This is a genomic window from Streptomyces sp. NPDC091281 (assembly GCF_044757425.1).
GTDB lineage: Bacteria > Actinomycetota > Actinomycetes > Streptomycetales > Streptomycetaceae > Streptomyces.
Window position 1 is genome coordinate 40,133 of the sequence record NZ_JBIVUY010000021.1, and the last position, 17,177, is coordinate 57,309.

9 protein-coding genes are annotated in these 17,177 nt (G+C 72.9%); 5 read left to right on the forward strand and 4 right to left on the reverse strand.

Annotated features, from left to right (window positions below; translation table 11 throughout):
- Positions 1-15: 15 nt before the first annotated feature.
- Both ACIQPQ_RS36550 and cobM read right to left on the reverse strand, forming a co-directional pair.
- On the reverse strand, positions 16-792 hold the full coding sequence (locus tag ACIQPQ_RS36550; RefSeq protein WP_401313001.1) for a cobalt-precorrin-6A reductase: 777 nt from the start codon (positions 790-792) through the stop codon (positions 16-18).
- A gap of 150 nt (positions 793-942) precedes the next feature.
- Entirely contained in the window at positions 943-1,692 is a 750-nt protein-coding gene (gene cobM / locus ACIQPQ_RS36555; RefSeq protein WP_401313004.1) for a precorrin-4 C(11)-methyltransferase, read from the reverse strand.
- A gap of 157 nt (positions 1,693-1,849) precedes the next feature.
- Between cobM and tsaD the strand changes: the two genes are divergently transcribed.
- Positions 1,850-2,959, forward strand: coding sequence for a tRNA (adenosine(37)-N6)-threonylcarbamoyltransferase complex transferase subunit TsaD (gene tsaD / locus ACIQPQ_RS36560; protein ID WP_401313007.1), 1,110 nt, complete (start codon positions 1,850-1,852; stop codon positions 2,957-2,959).
- A 179-nt stretch (positions 2,960-3,138) separates the two neighbouring features.
- The gene (locus ACIQPQ_RS36565) at positions 3,139-3,675 is read left to right on the forward strand and encodes a GNAT family N-acetyltransferase (RefSeq protein WP_401313113.1); all 537 of its coding nucleotides are present in this window, start codon (positions 3,139-3,141) and stop codon (positions 3,673-3,675) included.
- Between the two features lie 25 nt (positions 3,676-3,700).
- On the opposite strand, the gene ACIQPQ_RS36570 is transcribed toward ACIQPQ_RS36565, so the two are convergent.
- Together ACIQPQ_RS36570 and ACIQPQ_RS36575 are read right to left on the reverse strand one after the other, a co-directional pair.
- Complete coding sequence (locus ACIQPQ_RS36570; RefSeq protein WP_401313010.1) at positions 3,701-4,720, reverse strand: hypothetical protein; 1,020 nt, start codon at positions 4,718-4,720, stop codon at positions 3,701-3,703.
- On the reverse strand, positions 4,707-7,133 hold the full coding sequence (locus tag ACIQPQ_RS36575; RefSeq protein WP_401313013.1) for a P-loop NTPase fold protein: 2,427 nt from the start codon (positions 7,131-7,133) through the stop codon (positions 4,707-4,709). The genes ACIQPQ_RS36570 and ACIQPQ_RS36575 overlap by 14 nt, the downstream gene beginning before the upstream one ends.
- 474 nt (positions 7,134-7,607) lie before the next feature.
- Here ACIQPQ_RS36575 and ACIQPQ_RS36580 point away from each other — a divergent pair, with 474 nt between their 5' ends.
- From ACIQPQ_RS36580 to ACIQPQ_RS36590, 3 genes are all read left to right on the forward strand, one after another.
- Entirely contained in the window at positions 7,608-9,485 is a 1,878-nt protein-coding gene (locus tag ACIQPQ_RS36580) for a chitinase (protein ID WP_401313015.1), read from the forward strand.
- A gap of 357 nt (positions 9,486-9,842) precedes the next feature.
- Positions 9,843-15,395 carry a glutamate synthase-related protein gene (locus tag ACIQPQ_RS36585; protein ID WP_401313017.1) on the forward strand — a complete coding sequence of 1,851 codons (5,553 nt, stop codon included), beginning with the start codon at positions 9,843-9,845 and terminating at the stop codon, positions 15,393-15,395.
- A gap of 5 nt (positions 15,396-15,400) precedes the next feature.
- The gene (locus ACIQPQ_RS36590; protein ID WP_401313116.1) at positions 15,401-17,176 is read left to right on the forward strand and encodes a sulfite reductase subunit alpha; all 1,776 of its coding nucleotides are present in this window, start codon (positions 15,401-15,403) and stop codon (positions 17,174-17,176) included.
- Position 17,177: the final 1 nt, after the last annotated feature.

Sequence of the window (17,177 nt, forward strand, 5' to 3'; positions counted from 1 at the left end):
TCCCGCCCGGCTCCTCTAGCCCGCCTTCCTGATCCACTCCAGGGCGGGTGCGGGGCCGGTGACGACGGGGACGCCGTCGGGCACCGGCGGTCTGCGCACCAGCAGGACGGGCACCCCGGCCTCGCGGGCGGCCGTCAGCTTCGGCGCGGTGGCCGTGCCCCCGCTGTCCTTGGTGACGAGGACGTCGATCCGGTGCCGGGCCAACAGCTCCCGCTCACCGTCCAGGGTGAACGGGCCCCGGTCCAGCAGCGTCTCCATGCGGCGCGGATACGGGGGCTGCGGCGCGTCGACGGACCGGACCAGGAACCACAGGTCGTCCAGCCCGGCGAAGACGGCCAGGTCGGAGCGGCCGGTGGTCAGGAACACCCGCCGCCCCAGCGAAGGCAGCAGCGCGGCGGCCCCGGACAGGGACTCCGCCTCGTGCCACACGTCGCCCTCGACCGCCGTCCAGCCGGGACGCCGTACGGCCAGCAGCGGTACGCGGGCGAGGGCGGCGGCGCGCGCCGCGTTGAAGCTGATGGTGCCCGCGAAGGGGTGCGTGGCGTCGACGAGGACGTCGACACCGTGCGCCGCGATCCAGGCGGCCAGCCCCTCGGCCCCGCCGAAACCACCGACACGGACCTCCCCGGGCGGCAGCCGGGGCGCGGCCACCCGGCCCGCGAGAGAGGTGGTGAGCCGGAGGCCGGGAAGCAGGGGGACTCCGGGCAGTGGCTCGCCCGCGGTCGGCGCGGCGGTCAGGAGTTCGGCGAGGCGGCGGGCCTCGGTGGTGCCGCCGAGGATCAGCACATGCACGGACGGTCCTTCGTGGGGGCGGCCTGTTCGGGGTGCGGGGAGGGCGAGGTCGTGACGTCTCAGGGCGTGAGGTGTCAGGTCGCCGGAGGCTTACTGTGCCTGCCGGTGCTCGGACCGGGCCCCGCCGTCTGAGCGGTGGTGGCGGTCCCGTCAGCAGTCGTGGCGGTCCCGGTCCGCCGAGTACAGGTGGCTGTCGCGGAACTGTGCGGCGCCGAGGGTGCGGCCGACCATGATGACGGCGGTGCGCAGGACGCCCGCGTCCTTCACCTTGCCGGCGATCTCGTCGAGGGTGCCGCGCAGGACGACCTCCTCGGGGCGGGAGGCGTACGCGACGACGGCGGCGGGGCAGTCGGCGCCGTAGTGCGGGAGCAGTTCGGTCACGACGCGGTCGACGAGCTGCGTGGCGAGGTGCAGCACGATGAGGGCGCCGCTGCGGCCGAGGGTGGCCAGGTCCTCCCCGTCCGGCATGGGGGTGGCCCGGTGGGCGAGGCGGGTCAGGATGACGGTCTGGCCGACGGTCGGCACCGTCAGTTCGCGCTTCAGGGCGGCCGCGGCGGCGGCGAACGCCGGTACGCCCGGCACGACCTCGTAGGGCACCCCGGCCGCGTCGAGCCGCCGCATCTGCTCGGCGACCGCGCTGAACACGGACGGGTCGCCCGAGTGCAGCCGGGCCACGTCGTGGCCCTCCTCGTGGGCGCGGACCAGTTCGGCGGTGATCTCGTCGAGGGTGAGGCGCGCGGTGTCCACGAGCCGCGCCCCGTCCGGGCACTCGGCGAGCAGTTCGCGCGGGACGAGGCTGCCCGCGTACAGGCACACCGGGGAGGCGGCGAGGACGCGCGCGCCGCGCACCGTGATCAGGTCGGCGGCGCCGGGTCCCGCGCCGATGAAGTGGACGGTCATCCGCTGTCTCCTGTGTGGCCTGCGACGACGACGCCGCACTCTACGGGGCGCCCGCCCCCGGCCGAGGGAGCGGGGTGCCCGTCACCGCCGCCTTACTGCACACTATTTGCAACAACATGTGATGTGCAGAAGTGAGATGTCGGGAAGAGGTCGGTCGATGGAGTCGGGGACGGGGACCAGGTCCGGGAGCGCGTCGGGGGCCGGGGCGGGGGCTGGGTCCGTGGTGGTGCTGGGCATCGAGTCGTCCTGCGACGAGACCGGCGCGGGGCTGGTGCGGGACGGGCGGCTGCTGGGGCACGCGGTCGCGTCGAGCATGGACGAGCACGCCCGGTTCGGCGGGGTGGTGCCGGAGATCGCCTCGCGCGCGCACCTCCAGTCGCTGCGTCCGGTCGTACGGGAGGCCCTCGACCGGGCCGGGCTGGCGCTGTCCGACGTCGGGGCGGTGGCCGTGACGACCGGGCCGGGCCTCGCGGGCGCGCTCCAGGTGGGGCTGGCAGGCGCGAAGGGCATCGCGTACGGCCTCGGGGTGCCGCTGTACGGCGTCCACCACCTGGCCGGGCACGTCGCCGCCGACACCCTGGAGCACGGTCCGCTGCCCGACCCGTGCATGGTGCTGATCGTGTCCGGCGGGCACACCTCGCTCCTGCTCGTGCGCGACCTCGCCCGCGATCCGATCCTGCATCTCGGGGACACCCTGGACGACGCGGCCGGGGAGTGCTTCGACAAGGTCGCGCGGGTCTTCGGGCTGCCGTATCCGGGCGGTCCCGCGGTCGACCGGGCGGCGCGCGAGGGGGACCCGCGCGCGGTCGCGTTCCCGCGTCCGCTGCCGGGGACGTACGACTTCTCCTTCTCGGGGCTGAAGACGGCCGCCGCCCGCTGGGCCGAGGGGCACGCGGGGCGCGTCCTGCCGGTGGCGGACGGCGCGGCCTCGCTCCAGGAGGCGGTGGCGGACGTCCTGACCCGCAAGGCGGTGGCCGCCTGCCGTGCGTACGGCGTGGGCACGCTGGTGGTGGTCGGCGGGGTCGCCGCGAACACGCGGGTGCGGTCGCTGGCGGAGGAGCGGTGCCGGGCCGCGGGCATCACGCTGCGGGTGCCGCCGCTGGGGCTGTGTACCGACAACGGCGCCATGATCGCCGCCGTCGGCGACCTCCTCGTACGGGCGGGCGCCGCCCCCGCCCCGCTGGACGTGTCGGTCGACCCGTCGGCGCCGCTGGAGTACGCGGCGCTGCATCCGGGAGGCGGCGGCGGGCTGGGAGCGGCGGCGTGACGACCGGCGCGGGCGGGGGCAGGGGCGTGCGATCGGGGCGGGGCGGGCGTACGGGTGGGGGCGGGCCCACGGCGCGCTTCGCGCTGCGGGTGTTCGGGGAGGGCGGGGAGGGTGGCAGGGGTGAAGCCGTCGGGGCCACCAACGCCGCCGGGTCCGACGGGTCCGCCGCGTCCGACGAAATGCTCCGGTACGCCGCCGCCTTGCGCTCCGTCTACGTCGACGCGTTCTGCGCCCCGCCGTGGGGTGAGGACGAGAGCCGGGCGGACGCGTTCCTGGAGCGCCTGGCGGACGACCGGCACCGCCCCGGCTTCACTGCCGTCCTGGCCTTCACGGGCGGGGGCCTGGCCGGGTTCGCCACCGCGTGGACGACACCGGCCCCCTTCCCCACCGACCGCCGCCACCCGCAGGCCGCCGCCGCGCTGGGCCCCCGCCGCACCGCCGACTGGCTGTGCGGCGCCCTCGGCGTCGACGAACTCGCCGTCCGCCCGACGGCACACGGCACCGGCATCGCCACCGCCCTGCTGACCACGGTCACGACGACCGCCCCCGACGGCCGCGCCTGGCTCCTCACCTCCCTCCGCAACCCCCGCGCCCTCGCCTTCTACGCCCGCGAGGGCTGGACCCGCACCACCCACCCCGCCCCGGCCGGGGACGGAGTCGTGGTGCTGCTGGGCCCGAGGCATCCGGCACGGGCAGGGGCGCCGCGGGGGGTGTGAGCGGCGGAGCCGGGCGCGCCTCCGGTCAGGCGGCCTCCGTCTTCCTGACCACCTTCAGCGCCCATTCGAGGGCGAGCACGGCCGACCGCATCGACCGCTGGCGCCATTCGTCGTCCGCCTTCAGCGGGTTGGCGAGGTCCGACACGCCCCGCAGGACCGCGACGGGCAGCTGCTTGCGGGCGCACGCCGCCATGACTCCGCCCGCCTCCATCTCCACGCCCAGCGCTTTCGGCCAGGCCTTGCGCAGCTTGGCGCGCCACTTGTCATCGCTGACGACCTCGTCGACCGACACGAGCGTCGCACCGCCCCCGTAGCGGAGCGTGGGCCGCCGTCCTTCGGGATAGTCGAACTCGTCCGCCGCCTGGCCCATCCAGGCGTTCCTGTCGAACGACCCCGACTGGAAGATGCGGGTCAGTCGGTTGTCCGTGGCGAAGGGCCGGATGCGGAACTCCGGGTGGTCCCCGTCCGGGCCGGACCGCATCTTGCGGCTGCCCAGGTCGGCGACCACCTGCGCGTTGATCACGTCGCCCCGCGAAACCCCGCTCTCCTCGAAGCCGCCGCAGATTCCCAGCACCACGACCAGGTCCGGACGTTCGGTCCCGGAGGCGTTCAGATACTCCAGTGTCTCGACCGCCGCCTCGACCCGGCCCGCGTAGTGGGCGGGAAGGACCTGGACCGGAAATCCCTCGCAGGTTCCGGACCAGGTGCGCTGGGGGTACTCCTGGGTGAGACCCCATCGCTTCTTCAGTGCTTCGAGTTCGAACTGGAGCGCCACGAAGACGAGCAGGGAGCTGATCCCGCCCGCGCCTCCCGCCTGCTCGATCCCCTGCGACCGGGTCAACGCTCGCTTCCCCTCCGAGGTCAGCTCCAGGTCGGGTCTCGCCTGCACACCGTGCAGCACGACGAACTTGTGCTCGACCGAGGCGCGCACCGTCTTCTTGAACTCGGCCGCGGTGAGGCCGCACCGCTCGCTGACGGCGTCCCACTCCGCGGCGACTCCCGCGGGACCGATCGCCTGGAGCAGACTCCGCTCATTCTTCTCCACGTGCCTCCTTCCGCGGCCGAAGCGCTGTGATGGGCCGGTGCGGCACCGTCGGCCTGTACGCGTCCTCCCACCACCACGGGCCGGCCGAGAAGTAGGCCGGCAGCCGGGAGCAGGCCTGCTCCAGTTCGGCCTCGGTGGGGAGCGGGATGTCGACCATCTGCCCCAGCTGCACGGCCTGCGCGTTCTGCGCGTCGTCCAGGCCGACGAGGTGCGACGAGTAGGCCGCCCTCAGCTGGGAGTTGCCGGAGATGATGTCGTAGGCGACGCGCCAGAGCATCCCGGAGATGTCCTCGTATCCCTGGCCGGAGAGCAGCACGGCGAGGTTGCTGGCCGCCGTGCTGAAGGTCTCGTCGTCGGCCGAGCTGCCGGACCACAGGAGGTACCGCATGCAGTCGAGGCCGCGGGCCGCGATCTCGTCGTTGCGCGAGACGGAGAAGGAGTCGGCGAGGAACCGGATGACCGTGGACCCCGAGCCTCCGTCCGGCTTCTCGCGCTCGATCTCCACCCACTGCTGGACCAGTTGCTCCAGCAGGGCGAAGTTCCTGGCCTTCTCGACGAGTTGGTAGACCTGGGTGCGGAAGCCGTCGTTGGACCGGTCCTCGCACGCCGCCTGGACGAGGGACTCCAGCTCGCCCTCCCGCGGCTCGTAGCCCTGCGCCATCCGCAGGCTGACCGCCAGGTACGCCTGGCGGCTCGGCTTGAACTCGGGGGAGCGCCGGGCCACCGAGGCAAGGTGGTCCGCCACGGCCTGGAGGGCTCCCGGGGTTCCGTACTCGATGAGGAACTCGGCCATGTTCAGCTCGATGTTCTCGTGGGAGGGGTCGACCGCGTGGGCCAGTTCGTGCAGTTGCCAGGCCACCTCCGGCGCCCAGTCGTTGAGCCGGATCGCCATGTTGCCGATCGCCGGCGCGTCGTCGGACGACAGGTCGCGATGCTGTGCGATCGACAGCACCGTCCTGGCGTCGTCCAGGACCTGCTCCCTCCGGCCGAGCCGGTGGCCGATGTTGAAGCGGGTGGCGATCTGCGAGATCGACTCCTCGGCCTGCCCGTTCGACTCCAGCGGGTTCCCCTCGCGCGGGCCGATCCTGCGGAGGAACTCCTGGGCGTGCGGGGAGGCGACGGTGCGCTCCTCCGGGAGGACGATCGTCGGCTCGGCGGCCAGGTAGAGGAGGAGGCCGGTGGGACAGCCCTGGAGGTGGATGCCCCGGTCCTCGGCCAGTTGCTTGAGCCTGGCCTCGGCGCCCGGCAGGTCGTCGGTGCCGTCCTCCAGCACCTCCGTCGCCGTCTGGATCAGCTGCCGCAGCCAGAGCAGGCGGGAGGAACGCCGCGCGCTTCCGCCCCGGAACTCGACCGCCGTGATCGCCGGAGCGACGAACTCCATGAACGCGTCGGGCCAGACGAGCCGCGAGATGATGCGTTTGACGGAGTCGCCCTCGACGTCGCTCAGGATGGAGAACTCCTGGAGCAGCTCGTTGAACTGACGCTTCGCCTGCCTCGGGGTGTGGGCGGAGAGCGCGGGCGCGAGGACACCGAGGGGCCCGTCGGTGGGAGTGGTGCGGAGCAGGTTCCGGAGATGGGCGATGCCCCGGGGAACGGGGTCGCTCGGCACGAGCCTCTCGCAGTACCGTGCCGTGTCGGCGAATCCTGACAGGAGTTCCGGCAGCCGCAGCTGGAAATGCACGAACTTCTCCAGGGCTTCCCCGTGATAGCGCTCCTGGAGTTCGGTGGCGGTCTGGGCGGACTTCCTGAGGTGCTCCTCGTCCGCCGCCACCGCGAAGAAGAGATTGGGGGACGTCACCCAGAAGTTCAGCGCCGCGAGAATCTCGGCCGTGTAAGCGGTGGAACACCGGTCGAGGTCGTCGATGAGCTGGATGTGGACGTGGGAGAGGCGCTTCGACGACTCCCGCTGGCTCTCCCGGTATTCCAGAAAGGATTCGTGCACCCACCGCTCCAGGAAGGGCCCGGAGGAGAAACTGTCGAGCTTCTTACGAAGGTACAGTTCCGCCTTGATCGGCCGTACGGCGCCCAGGTCGTCGTCCGAGTAGTTGAGATCTTCGAGGAGTTGGGTCCTGTAGAAGGACGGCAGGCCCTGGAGGATCTCGTAGGCCAGGCCCAGCCGGGCCGGGTGGGCGGACGCCGCGTGCGGGGGTGCGAAGAAGGTCGACGTCGTGACCACGTAGGAACCGTCGATCAGGAACCCGTTGGCGTCGCGCTGGATCGACTCCTCGGACCGTTGCAGGATGTCGTACACCAGGTCCAGCAGTACGTGCAGCGCGCTGGACTTTCCGGAGCCCCAGGGTGCCGAGACGCCGTACACGGCGGACTGGCTGGGCTCGGTGGAGAGCACGGCGGCGGCCACGTGCTCGGCGAGGAACTTCAGGCGTCCGTAGAAGTCCTCCTGATACTGGAACAACGTGTCACGTTCGAGGTTCACCGGCCCTTCCGGTGCCATCCACAGCCGCTGAAACCGTTGGCGCTCGTCCACGTCTTTTACCGCCCCCCGTGCTCGGTCGTGCACTGCGTGTTTGTCCCGCCGGAGAAGCGTCCCGGATAGCGGGACTCCCCTGCCTCCACGGCGGTTCACTCTTTCCCCGTGATCACTTTCCTCCGGGTGCGTCGGGCAGAACTCTCTTACCCGCCACCGAAGTCACCCGAACCGCTCAACAGAGCCGAAATCACAGAAGATAGTGAGGCAGAAATTCCGGTTGTTCACGGAGGAACAGAAGCCCAAAGAAGAGATCAGATCGAGCAAGATTCCGATCTGACTTCGACATGCCGTGGAGCCGGGCCGCCGGGCCCCCGCCCCCCGCCCTCTTGACAACCCAATTGGTCTGGACCACATTGAGCGCGCTCCACCCTCCCGACTCCCCCTCCACCGGAGGCACTTGTGGACCACGACAGGAACCACGACCGGACCGGGCCCCGTCCCCGACGACCGCGCAGACCTCCGGCCCGCCGTCCCTCCCGCACCCCCCTCCCCCGCCTCCTGGCCCTCCTCACCACCCTCGCTCTCGCGCTCTCCGGTGTCACGCTCCTCTCGGCGGCGGCTCAGGCCGCCGAGGTGGACGTGGTGCGCAACGGGGGGTTCGAGGCGGGGCTCGACGGGTGGAACTGTTCCGGTGGGCGGGCCGTCACGACGCCCGTGCGGACCGGTGCCGGGGCGGTGCAGGGCACGCCCGCCGGGAGCGACTACGCGCAGTGCGCGCAGACCGTCACCGTGCAGCCCGACGCGCAGTACACGCTGACCGGCTATGTGCGCGGCGCGTACGTGTACCTCGGCGTCACCGGGTCCGGGACCACCGACACCTCCACCTGGACCCAGTCCGCGCCGGACTGGCAGCAGTTGCGGACCACGTTCAGGACCGGTGCCGCCACGACGCGCGTGACGATCTACACGCACGGCTGGTACGGCACCGGCGCCTACCACGCCGACGACGTCTCCCTCGTCGGGCCGGGCGTCCCCACCGGGCAGCCACCCGCCACGCCGGCCGGGCTGCGCGCCGGGTCCGTCACCTCCTCCAGCGTCGGCCTGTCCTGGTCCGCGGTGAGCGGGGCGACGAGCTACGCCGTCTACCGCGACGGGGTCAAGGCGCAGACGGTGAGCGGGACTTCGGCCACCGTGAGCGGGCTCGCGGCGTCCACCTCGTACGCCTTCCAGGTCAGCGCTCTCAACGACGCCGGGGAGTCCGCGAAGTCGGCCGCGGTGACCGCCACCACGCTCGCCGGTGGCGGCGGGGGTGGCGGCGGGGACCTGCCCGCGCACGCCCTCGTCGGCTACCTCCACGCCACCTTCGCCAACGGCTCCGGGTACACCCGCCTCGCCGACGTCCCGGACAGCTGGGACGTCATCGACCTCGCCTTCGGCGAGCCGACCTCCGTCACCTCCGGCGACATCCGGTTCACCCGCTGCCCGGTCAGCGAGTGCCCGAACGTGGAGAGCGACGCCGAGTTCAAGGCCGCGATCAAGGCGAAGCAGGCCGCGGGCAAGAAGGTGCTGATCTCGATCGGCGGGCAGAACGGGCAGGTCCGCCTCACCACGACCGCCGCCCGCGACGCCTTCGTCTCGTCCGTGTCGGGGATCATCGACCAGTACGGCCTCGACGGGCTCGACATCGACTTCGAGGGGCACTCCCTCTCCCTCGACACCGGGGACACCGACTTCCGCAACCCCAAGACGCCGGTGATCGTCAACCTGATCTCCGCGCTGAAGACCCTCAAGGCCAAGTACGGCGCCAAGTTCGTGCTCAGCATGGCCCCGGAGACCTTCTTCGTGCAGATGGGCTACCAGTTCTACGGGTCCGGGCCCTGGGGCGGGCAGGACCCCCGCTGCGGCGCCTACCTCCCGGTGATCCACGCCCTGCGCGACGACCTCACCCTGCTGCACGTCCAGGACTACAACTCGGGGCCGATCATGGGCCTCGACAACCAGTACCACTCGATGGGCGGCGCGGACTTCCACATCGCCATGACCGACATGCTGCTCACCGGCTTCCCGGTCGCGGGGAACACCGCGAACGTCTTCCCGGCGCTGCGGCCCGACCAGATCGCCATCGGCATGCCGGCCTCCGTCAACGCGGGCAACGGGCACGTCCCGCCCACCGAGGTCACCAAGGCCCTGGACTGCCTGACGAAACGCGCGAACTGCGGGTCGTACGCCACCCACGGCACCTGGCCGGCGCTGCGCGGCCTCATGACGTGGTCCATCAACTGGGACCGGTTCGCCGGGTGGGAGTTCCAGCGGACCTTCGACGGCTACTTCGGATAGAGCCGTACCGCCCGGGGCGGCGGGCACAGCTGCACAGGAGTAGGTGGTGCACAGGTGGAGCGGGCCCACCCCGCTCCACCCCGCCCCCGCTCCACCCCGTCCCACCTGCGCCTTCGTGATAAGTGCACCGCACACCCTTGCGGTGCACTTAGGCAACCCTTACCGTACGTATTCGCGCACTGTCCCCCGCGTACCGCATACTCATACGCACCACCACGTATTCGTACCCGCACACTCCTGTACCAGTACGTGTTCGTACCACCCAGGGCGAGGCCGGTCACCGGCCCGTCCACGGCGAGCGCTTCACCGACGCAGCCTGGCCGTCCGCTGCCGGAACCCCGCTCACAGGACGGGCACGTGAATCTCACCTCCTTCGGTCTCTACGACCCTGCCCGCGAGCACAGCGCCTGCGGAGTCGGTTTCCTCACCCGCCTCGACGGGGTGCCCGCCCACGACGTGATCCTGCGGGGCCACGAGGCGCTGCGCGTCATCCCGCACCGGGGCGGCGCCTCCGCCGAGGGCGTCGGCGACGGCGCGGGCGTGAGCGTCGACCTGTCGGTGGAGTTCTTCACCGCGCTGACCGGCGCCGAGCTGCGCGCCGGGCACTTCGGGGTGGCGAACTGCTTCGTGCCCGCCGACGCCGCCCGGCGGGCCGCCGCGCTGGAGCTGGTGGGCCGCAGCATCGCCGCCGAGGGCTTCGAGACGCTGCTCGTGCGGGACGTGCCCGTGGACCACTCCGTGCCCCGACCCGCCGCCGAGAAGTACCAACTCCCCATCGTGCAGTGGGTGTTCCGCGCGCCCGAGGGCTGGGAGCGGGCGGCCGTGGACGCCGCCGCGCACCGCGCCCTGCTCGCCGTCGAGGCGGTCGCCTACGCCGAGGACACGTACGCGGGGCTGTACCCGCTGTCGCTGAGCGCGCGCACCCAGGTCCTCAAGGGGCGGCTGAACTCCGGCGAGGTCATCCCCTTCTTCACCGACCTGGTGGACCCCCGGCACTCGGTGCGGTCGCTGTACTTCCACACCCGGTTCTCCACCAACACCGAGCCGCACCCGACCATGGCCCAGCCGTTCCGGCTCATGGCGCACAACGGCGAGCTGAACACCGACCGCAAGAACCGGCTCTCCGACGAGGCCCTCGCGCGGGCCCGCACCCGCAGCATCGTCCGCCCGCCCGGCCAGTCCGACTCCAGCCGCCTGGACCAGACCCTCCAGAGCCGCGTCTTCGACGACGGCCTGGACCTGGTCGAGGCCGTCGTCACGCTGATGCCGCCCGCCTGGGAGAACGACCGCACCCTGCCCGCGCCGGTCCGGGACATGCTGGAGTACTTCTCGCTGTACGAGGAGAAGAACGACGGCCCGGCCGCCGTGATCTTCAGCGACGGCGACGTCATCGGCGCCCGCCTCGACCGGCTCGGCCTGCGCCCGCTGCGCACCGTGGAGACCGCGGAGTACCTGATGGTGGCCTCCGAGGCCGGGCAGGTCGCCTTCCCCGACGAGGAGGTCGTGCGCCGGGGCCGGATCGAGGCGGGCGGCATGCTCGTCGTCGACCACCGCTCCGGCGGCCGGGTGCTGCGCACCCGCGACGTCCTCGACGCCCTCGCCGCGCGGCGGCCGTACAGCGAGCTGCTCGACGCGGCCCGCGTCGAGCTGGACGACCTGCCCGCGCCCGACTACTACCGGGGCACCACCACCCTCGGCTACGACGGCGACCTCACCCTCTCCGGCCGGTACGTGGCGTACGCGCTCAACCAGGAGAGCTTCCGGTTCCTGCTCGACCCGATGCTCGCCGACGGCTCCGAGCGGATCTCCGCCATGGGCTACGGCAACGCCATCAACGCGCTCAGCGACACCGAGGGCGGCATGGCGAAGTACTTCTCGCAGCGGTTCGCTCAGGTCACCAACCCGCCGCTGGACAGCATCCGCGAGGCCGACGGCATGAGCATGCGCGTCGCGCTCGGCCCCAAGCCCGACGGGACCGGCGCCGCCGGGGGCGCGGGCGGCCGCCAGCTCGTGGTGTCCTCGCCCGTCCTCGGCCACCTCGACATGGTCCGGCTGCGCGACCAGCGGATCGTGCCGCTGGAACGCTTCCCGATGCTGTACGCGCCGGTGTCCGGCGACGAGACCGCCAACGCCGACGCCCTGCGCGGCGCGCTCACCCGGCTCTGCGACGACGTCGAGCGGTTCGCCGCCGAGCACGGCGGCATCGCCCTCCTCACCGACCGGGCGATCTCCTCCACGCGCGCCCCGCTGCCGGTGATCCTCGCCGTCGCCGCCGTCAACCAGCGGCTCATCGAGACCGGGCTGCGGCTGCGGGTGTCGATCGTCGCGGAGAGCGGCCAGCTGCCCTCCTCGCACCACGTCGCGACCGCCCTCGGCTTCGGCGCCTCCGCCGTCTACAGCCTCGGCGCCCGGCTGCGCGCCGAGGAGAAGTACCCGAGCGCGCCCGCGCCCGCCGGGGAGGTCACCGAGACCGACCGGGCGCTGGCCCGGTTCCGCAAGGCCGCCGAGAAGGCCCTCGCCAAGACCATGGGCCGGGTCGGGCTGTGCACCGCCGAGAGCTACATCGGCGGCGCGTTCTTCGAGCCGAACTACCTCGACACCCGCGACGACGTCTTCGCGCAGATCTTCCCGTACATGGACGCCCCGGTCGGCGGGGTCGGCTTCGCGCGGATCGCGCAGGCCGCCACCGCGTGGCACGAGCGGGCCCGTACGGTCGAGACCGAGCAGCAGGTGCCGCTGCTCGGCCTGTTCAAGGAGCGCTCCGACGGCGCCGGGCACTCCTTCGGCGTGACCGCGGTGCGCGGCTTCGGCGACATGACCGAGGAGCGGCCGGAGTTCGGACGGCCCGAGGACCCGGAGGCGCTGCGGCTGCTCACCCTGGGCCAGCTCGACGACGCCTTCGGCATCACCGACGCCGCCTACCGCAACACCGGCTACGACGCGCTGAGCGACGCCGAGATCGACGCGTTCCGCATCACCCCCGGCTACCGGGCCTTCCTGCGCACCACGCACGAGGAGCGCTCGCGCCGTCCGTCCGCGCTGCGCGACGTGCTGGCGCTGCCCGCCGACGTGACCGGGCTGCGCACCCCGCAGGACTTCGCCCGCGAGCTGGGCCGCTTCTCCACCACCGGCAACGCCAGCGTCACCGCGCGCGGCGTCACCGCGGCCGTCGAGGGCACCGCCGACGACGGCACGGCCACCGTCCGGCTGCGCCTGACCGCGCCCGGCCCCGACGGCGCCGACCGGCACACCGCCCTCGCCGAGGGACTGGCCCTCGCGCATCCGGGCGAGGTCGCGACCGTCGCGGCGACCGCGGAGGACGTCCTGGTCACCGCGACCGGCACCGCCGCCCGGCTGCTCGCCCTCCTCGACGGCGCGCCCGCGAGCGTGGCCCTGGACGAGGTGCAGCCCGCGCACCAGATCACCCGCGCGCTCGCCTCCGGCGCGATGAGTCACGGCGCGCTCGTCGCGACCGCCCACGAGGCCGTCGCGCACGGCACCAACATGGTCGGCGGCATGTCCAACAGCGGTGAGGGCGGCGAGCACCACTCCCGCTACGGCACCGTGCGCGGCTCCCGGATCAAGCAGTTCGCGTCCGGCCGGTTCGGCATCTGGGCGGGCTATCTCGCCGATCCGATGCTGGAGGAGCTGGAGATCAAGATCGGGCAGGGCGCCAAGCCCGGCGAGGGCGGCCAGCTGCCCGCGCCGAAGGTCACCGTCGACATCGCCGCCGCCCGCGGCGGCACCCCCGGCATCGAGCTGATCTCGCCGCCGCCGCACCACGACACGTACTCCATCGAGGACCTCGCCCAGCTCATCCACGACTGCAAGGCCGCCCGGGTCCGTGTCGTCGTGAAGCTGGTGTCGTCCGAGGGCATCGGCACCATCGCGGTCGGTGTCGCCAAGGCGGGCGCCGACGTCATCAACGTGGCCGGGAACACCGGCGGTACGGGCGCGGCGGCCGTCACCAGCCTGAAGTACGCGGGCCGTTCGGCGGAGATCGGGGTCGCTGAGGTCCATCAGGCGCTGGTCGCCAACGGGTTGCGGCAGAAGGTCGTGCTGCGCTGCTCGGGCGCCCACCAGACCGGCGGCGACGTCGTCACGTCGGCGCTGCTGGGCGGCGACAGCTTCGAGTTCGGCACCACCGCGCTGATGATGCTCGGCTGTGTGATGGCGAAGAACTGCAACGTGAAGTGTCCGGCCGGGCTCACCACCAACGCCGAGGCCTTCGAGGGCGATCCGCGCGCCCTGGCGCAGTACCTGCTGAACATCGCGCACGACGTGCGCGGCATCCTCGCCCGGCTCGGCCTGCGCTCCCTGCGCGAGGCGCGCGGCCGTACGGACCTGCTGCAGCTCCTCGACCACCCGGCGAGCGTCGGCCGTCTCGACGTGACGCGGCTGCTCGCGCGCGGGCCGGAGAAGACGGTGGCCGACCCGGAGTACCTGGAGAAGGACTTCACCACCGACGACGCGCTCATCGCGCGGGTGCGGGCCGCGCTGGTGGACCGGCGTGAGCCGGGGCTGCTGGTGGACGGTGTCCGGCTCGGCAACAGCGACAAGTCGGTGGGCGGCCAGCTCTCCGTCGACGTCGAACGGCTCCTCAACCACGAACTGCGCGACCTCGCGGCACAGTTGCCCGCCGTCGTCACCGACGACCGGGGCCGCCACCGCCTCACCGACGACGCCGTCCGCGTCCGCACCAGCGGCTCGGCCGGGCAGTCGTACGGCGTGTTCTGCAACGACGGCGTCACCCTGGAGCACACCGGCACCGCCAACGACGGCGTCGGCAAGAGCCAGAGCGGCGGCCGGATCGTGGTCCGCTCGCCCGGCGGGGGCGGCGCGGACGAGCCCGGCGGGAACGTCCTCATCGGCAACTTCGCGCTGTTCGGCGCGACCGGCGGCCGGACCTTCGTCGAGGGCGAGGCCGGGGACCGGTTCGCGGTCCGCAACTCCGGGGCGACCGCCGTCGTCGAGGGCGTCGGCGACTTCGGCTGCGAGTACATGACCGGCGGCACGGTGCTGAACCTGGGCGGGTTCGGCAAGGGCCTCGGCAACGGCATGAGCGGCGGCTTCCTCTACCAGTACGACCCCACGGGCGAGCTGCCCGGCCGGGTCAGCGGGGACTCGCTGCTGGTGTTCCCGGTGACGGACACCGCGCACGGCGCCTTCCACGAGGAGGCCGTCCGGCTGCTGCTGAGCTGGCACGTCGAGGCCACCGGGTCGCGGCGCGCGGCCCGGCTGCTGGCGGACTGGGCGACCGAGCGCGAGCACGTGTACTGCGGGATGCCGCGCGCGCTGCTGCTGTACCAGGACGCGGGCGAGATCCTCGCCGCCGCGACCCGCGGCCAGCTCCTCGACGAGCTGGCCGGGTCGATCGCGACGGACAAGCTGCGCGCGTTCAAGGTGGACTACCGCGACCGGCGGACCGTCCTCGGCGGCCGGGCCCCGGCGTTCGGCGAGCGCGGCGAGGACGACATGTTCTCCCTGCTGTCGTCGTACACGGTGCTCGGTGTCGCGCAGGACCTCGCGGTGAAGCGGGTGCCCGGCGCGAGCGGCCCGGACGACCCGCGGGTGGCCGAGGCGGTCCGCAACCTGATCCTGACGGAGGACTTCTTCGTCCGGCAGGGCGTCGTCAAGTACCTGCGGGGCACGCTGGACCGGTTCGGCGACGACGAACTCGCCACGCTCATCGCGATCAAGCGGCTCGACGACTACAAGAGCGCGCTGCGCCTGCGCAACAACCTGAGCGTGGACGCGCCCGGCACGTACGGCTGGATACTCCACCAGACCATCAAGAACGCCGGGCGCGTGCGTGCCGCCCGGTTCGACGAACTGCTCGCGACCGCGGCGCTGGACGACATCGCCGGCCGCCGTGTCCCGCAGGCCCCCACCGAGGCGGTGACCGCGTGACCCTCATGCCCCCGACCGGAGCGCTCATCCCGGCCGACGCGCCGTTCTCCGCCGACCAGGAGGCCTGGCTCGCCGGGTTCATCGCCGGGATCGCCGCCGCGGGCCGCCGGGCCGCCGACAAGGACGCGGCGCCGTCGGTGACCGTCGACGTGCTGTACGGCACGCAGACCGGCAACGCCGAGTTCCTCGCCGGGGAGGCCGTCGCGGGGCTCCGCGCGCGCGGCCTCGGCGGCCGCCTCACCGCCCTCGACGACGTCACCCCCGACGCCCTCGCCGCGATGAGCCACGTCCTGGTCGTCGTGTCGACGTACGGCGAGGGCGAGATGCCCGACAGCGCCGGACTGTTCTGGGAGGCGCTCTCCTCGGACACCGCGCCCCGCCTGGAGGGCGTCGGCTACTCGGTCCTCGGGCTCGGCGACCGCGGCTACGACGACTTCTGCCAGGCCGCCAAGCTGATCGACACCCGGCTGGAGCAGCTCGGCGCGGCCCGGCTGCACGAACGCGTCGACTGCGACGTGGACTTCGAGGAGCCCGGCGCGGCCTGGACGGCGGCCGTGCTGGACGTGCTGGCCGCCGAGACCGGCGCCGCCGAGTCCGCCCCGGCCCCGGCTGCCGCCGCCGCGCCCGCGACGCGGGTGCGCTCGCCGTGGAACAAGCGCACCCCGTACCCGTCGCGGCTGACCGTCAACCGGCTGCTGTCCTCGCCGGACAGCGCGAAGGAGATCCGCCACTACGAGTTCGACCTCGGCGACAGCGGCATCACGTACGCGGCGGGCGACGCGCTCGCCGTCGTCCCCGTCAACGACGACGCGCTGGTGGGTGCCCTGCTGGAGCACCTCGGCGCGACCGGCGACGAGACGGTGGACGGCGTCGACGGCGTCGACGGCGCGCAGGGGCAGTCGCTGGCCGAACTCCTGCGCACGGGGCGGGAGATCCGCACCCCGTCGAAGGAGCTGATCGCCGACCTCGCCGAGCGGGCGCCGGGCAGCGACCTCGCGTCGGTCGTCGCGCACGGCGACCGCTCCGACCTGGACTCCTGGCTGTGGGGCCGCGATCTGCTCGACCTGCTGCGCGACGCCGGTCCCGACGCGCCGGGCCTGGACGAACTCCTGCCGCTGCTGCGGCCGTTGCAGGCCCGCCAGTACTCGATCTCGTCGAGCCCGCTGGCCCACCCGGGCAGCGTCCACCTCACCGTCGCCTCGGTGCGCTACGCCTCCGCGGGCCGCCGTCACGCGGGCGTCGCCTCCACCTACCTCGCCGAACGGGTCGCGGAGGGCGGGCAGGTGGGCGTCTACCTCCAGCCCAACGCCGCGTTCGGTGTCCCGGCCGACGACGACGCCCCCATGATCATGATCGGTCCGGGGACCGGTGTCGCCCCGTTCCGCGGGTTCCTGCACGAGCGGGCCGCGCGCGGCGCCACCGGCCGCAACTGGCTGTTCTTCGGCGACCAGCACCGCGCCACCGACTTCGTCTACGAGGACGAACTCACCGCGCTGCGCGAACGCGGCGTCCTCACCGAACTCGACCTCGCGTTCTCCCGCGACCAGGCGGAGAAGATCTACGTGCAGACGCGGATGCGGGAGAGGGCGCGCGAGCTGTACGCGTGGCTGGAGGACGGCGCGCACGTCTACGTCTGCGGCGACGCCACCCGCATGGCCAAGGACGTCGAGGCGGCCCTGCTCGGCGTGATCGCCGGTCAGCGCGGCCGGGGCGAGGACGACGCCGCCGCGTACCTGGCCGACCTGCGGCGCGCCAAGCGGTACGTCCGGGACGTGTACTGAC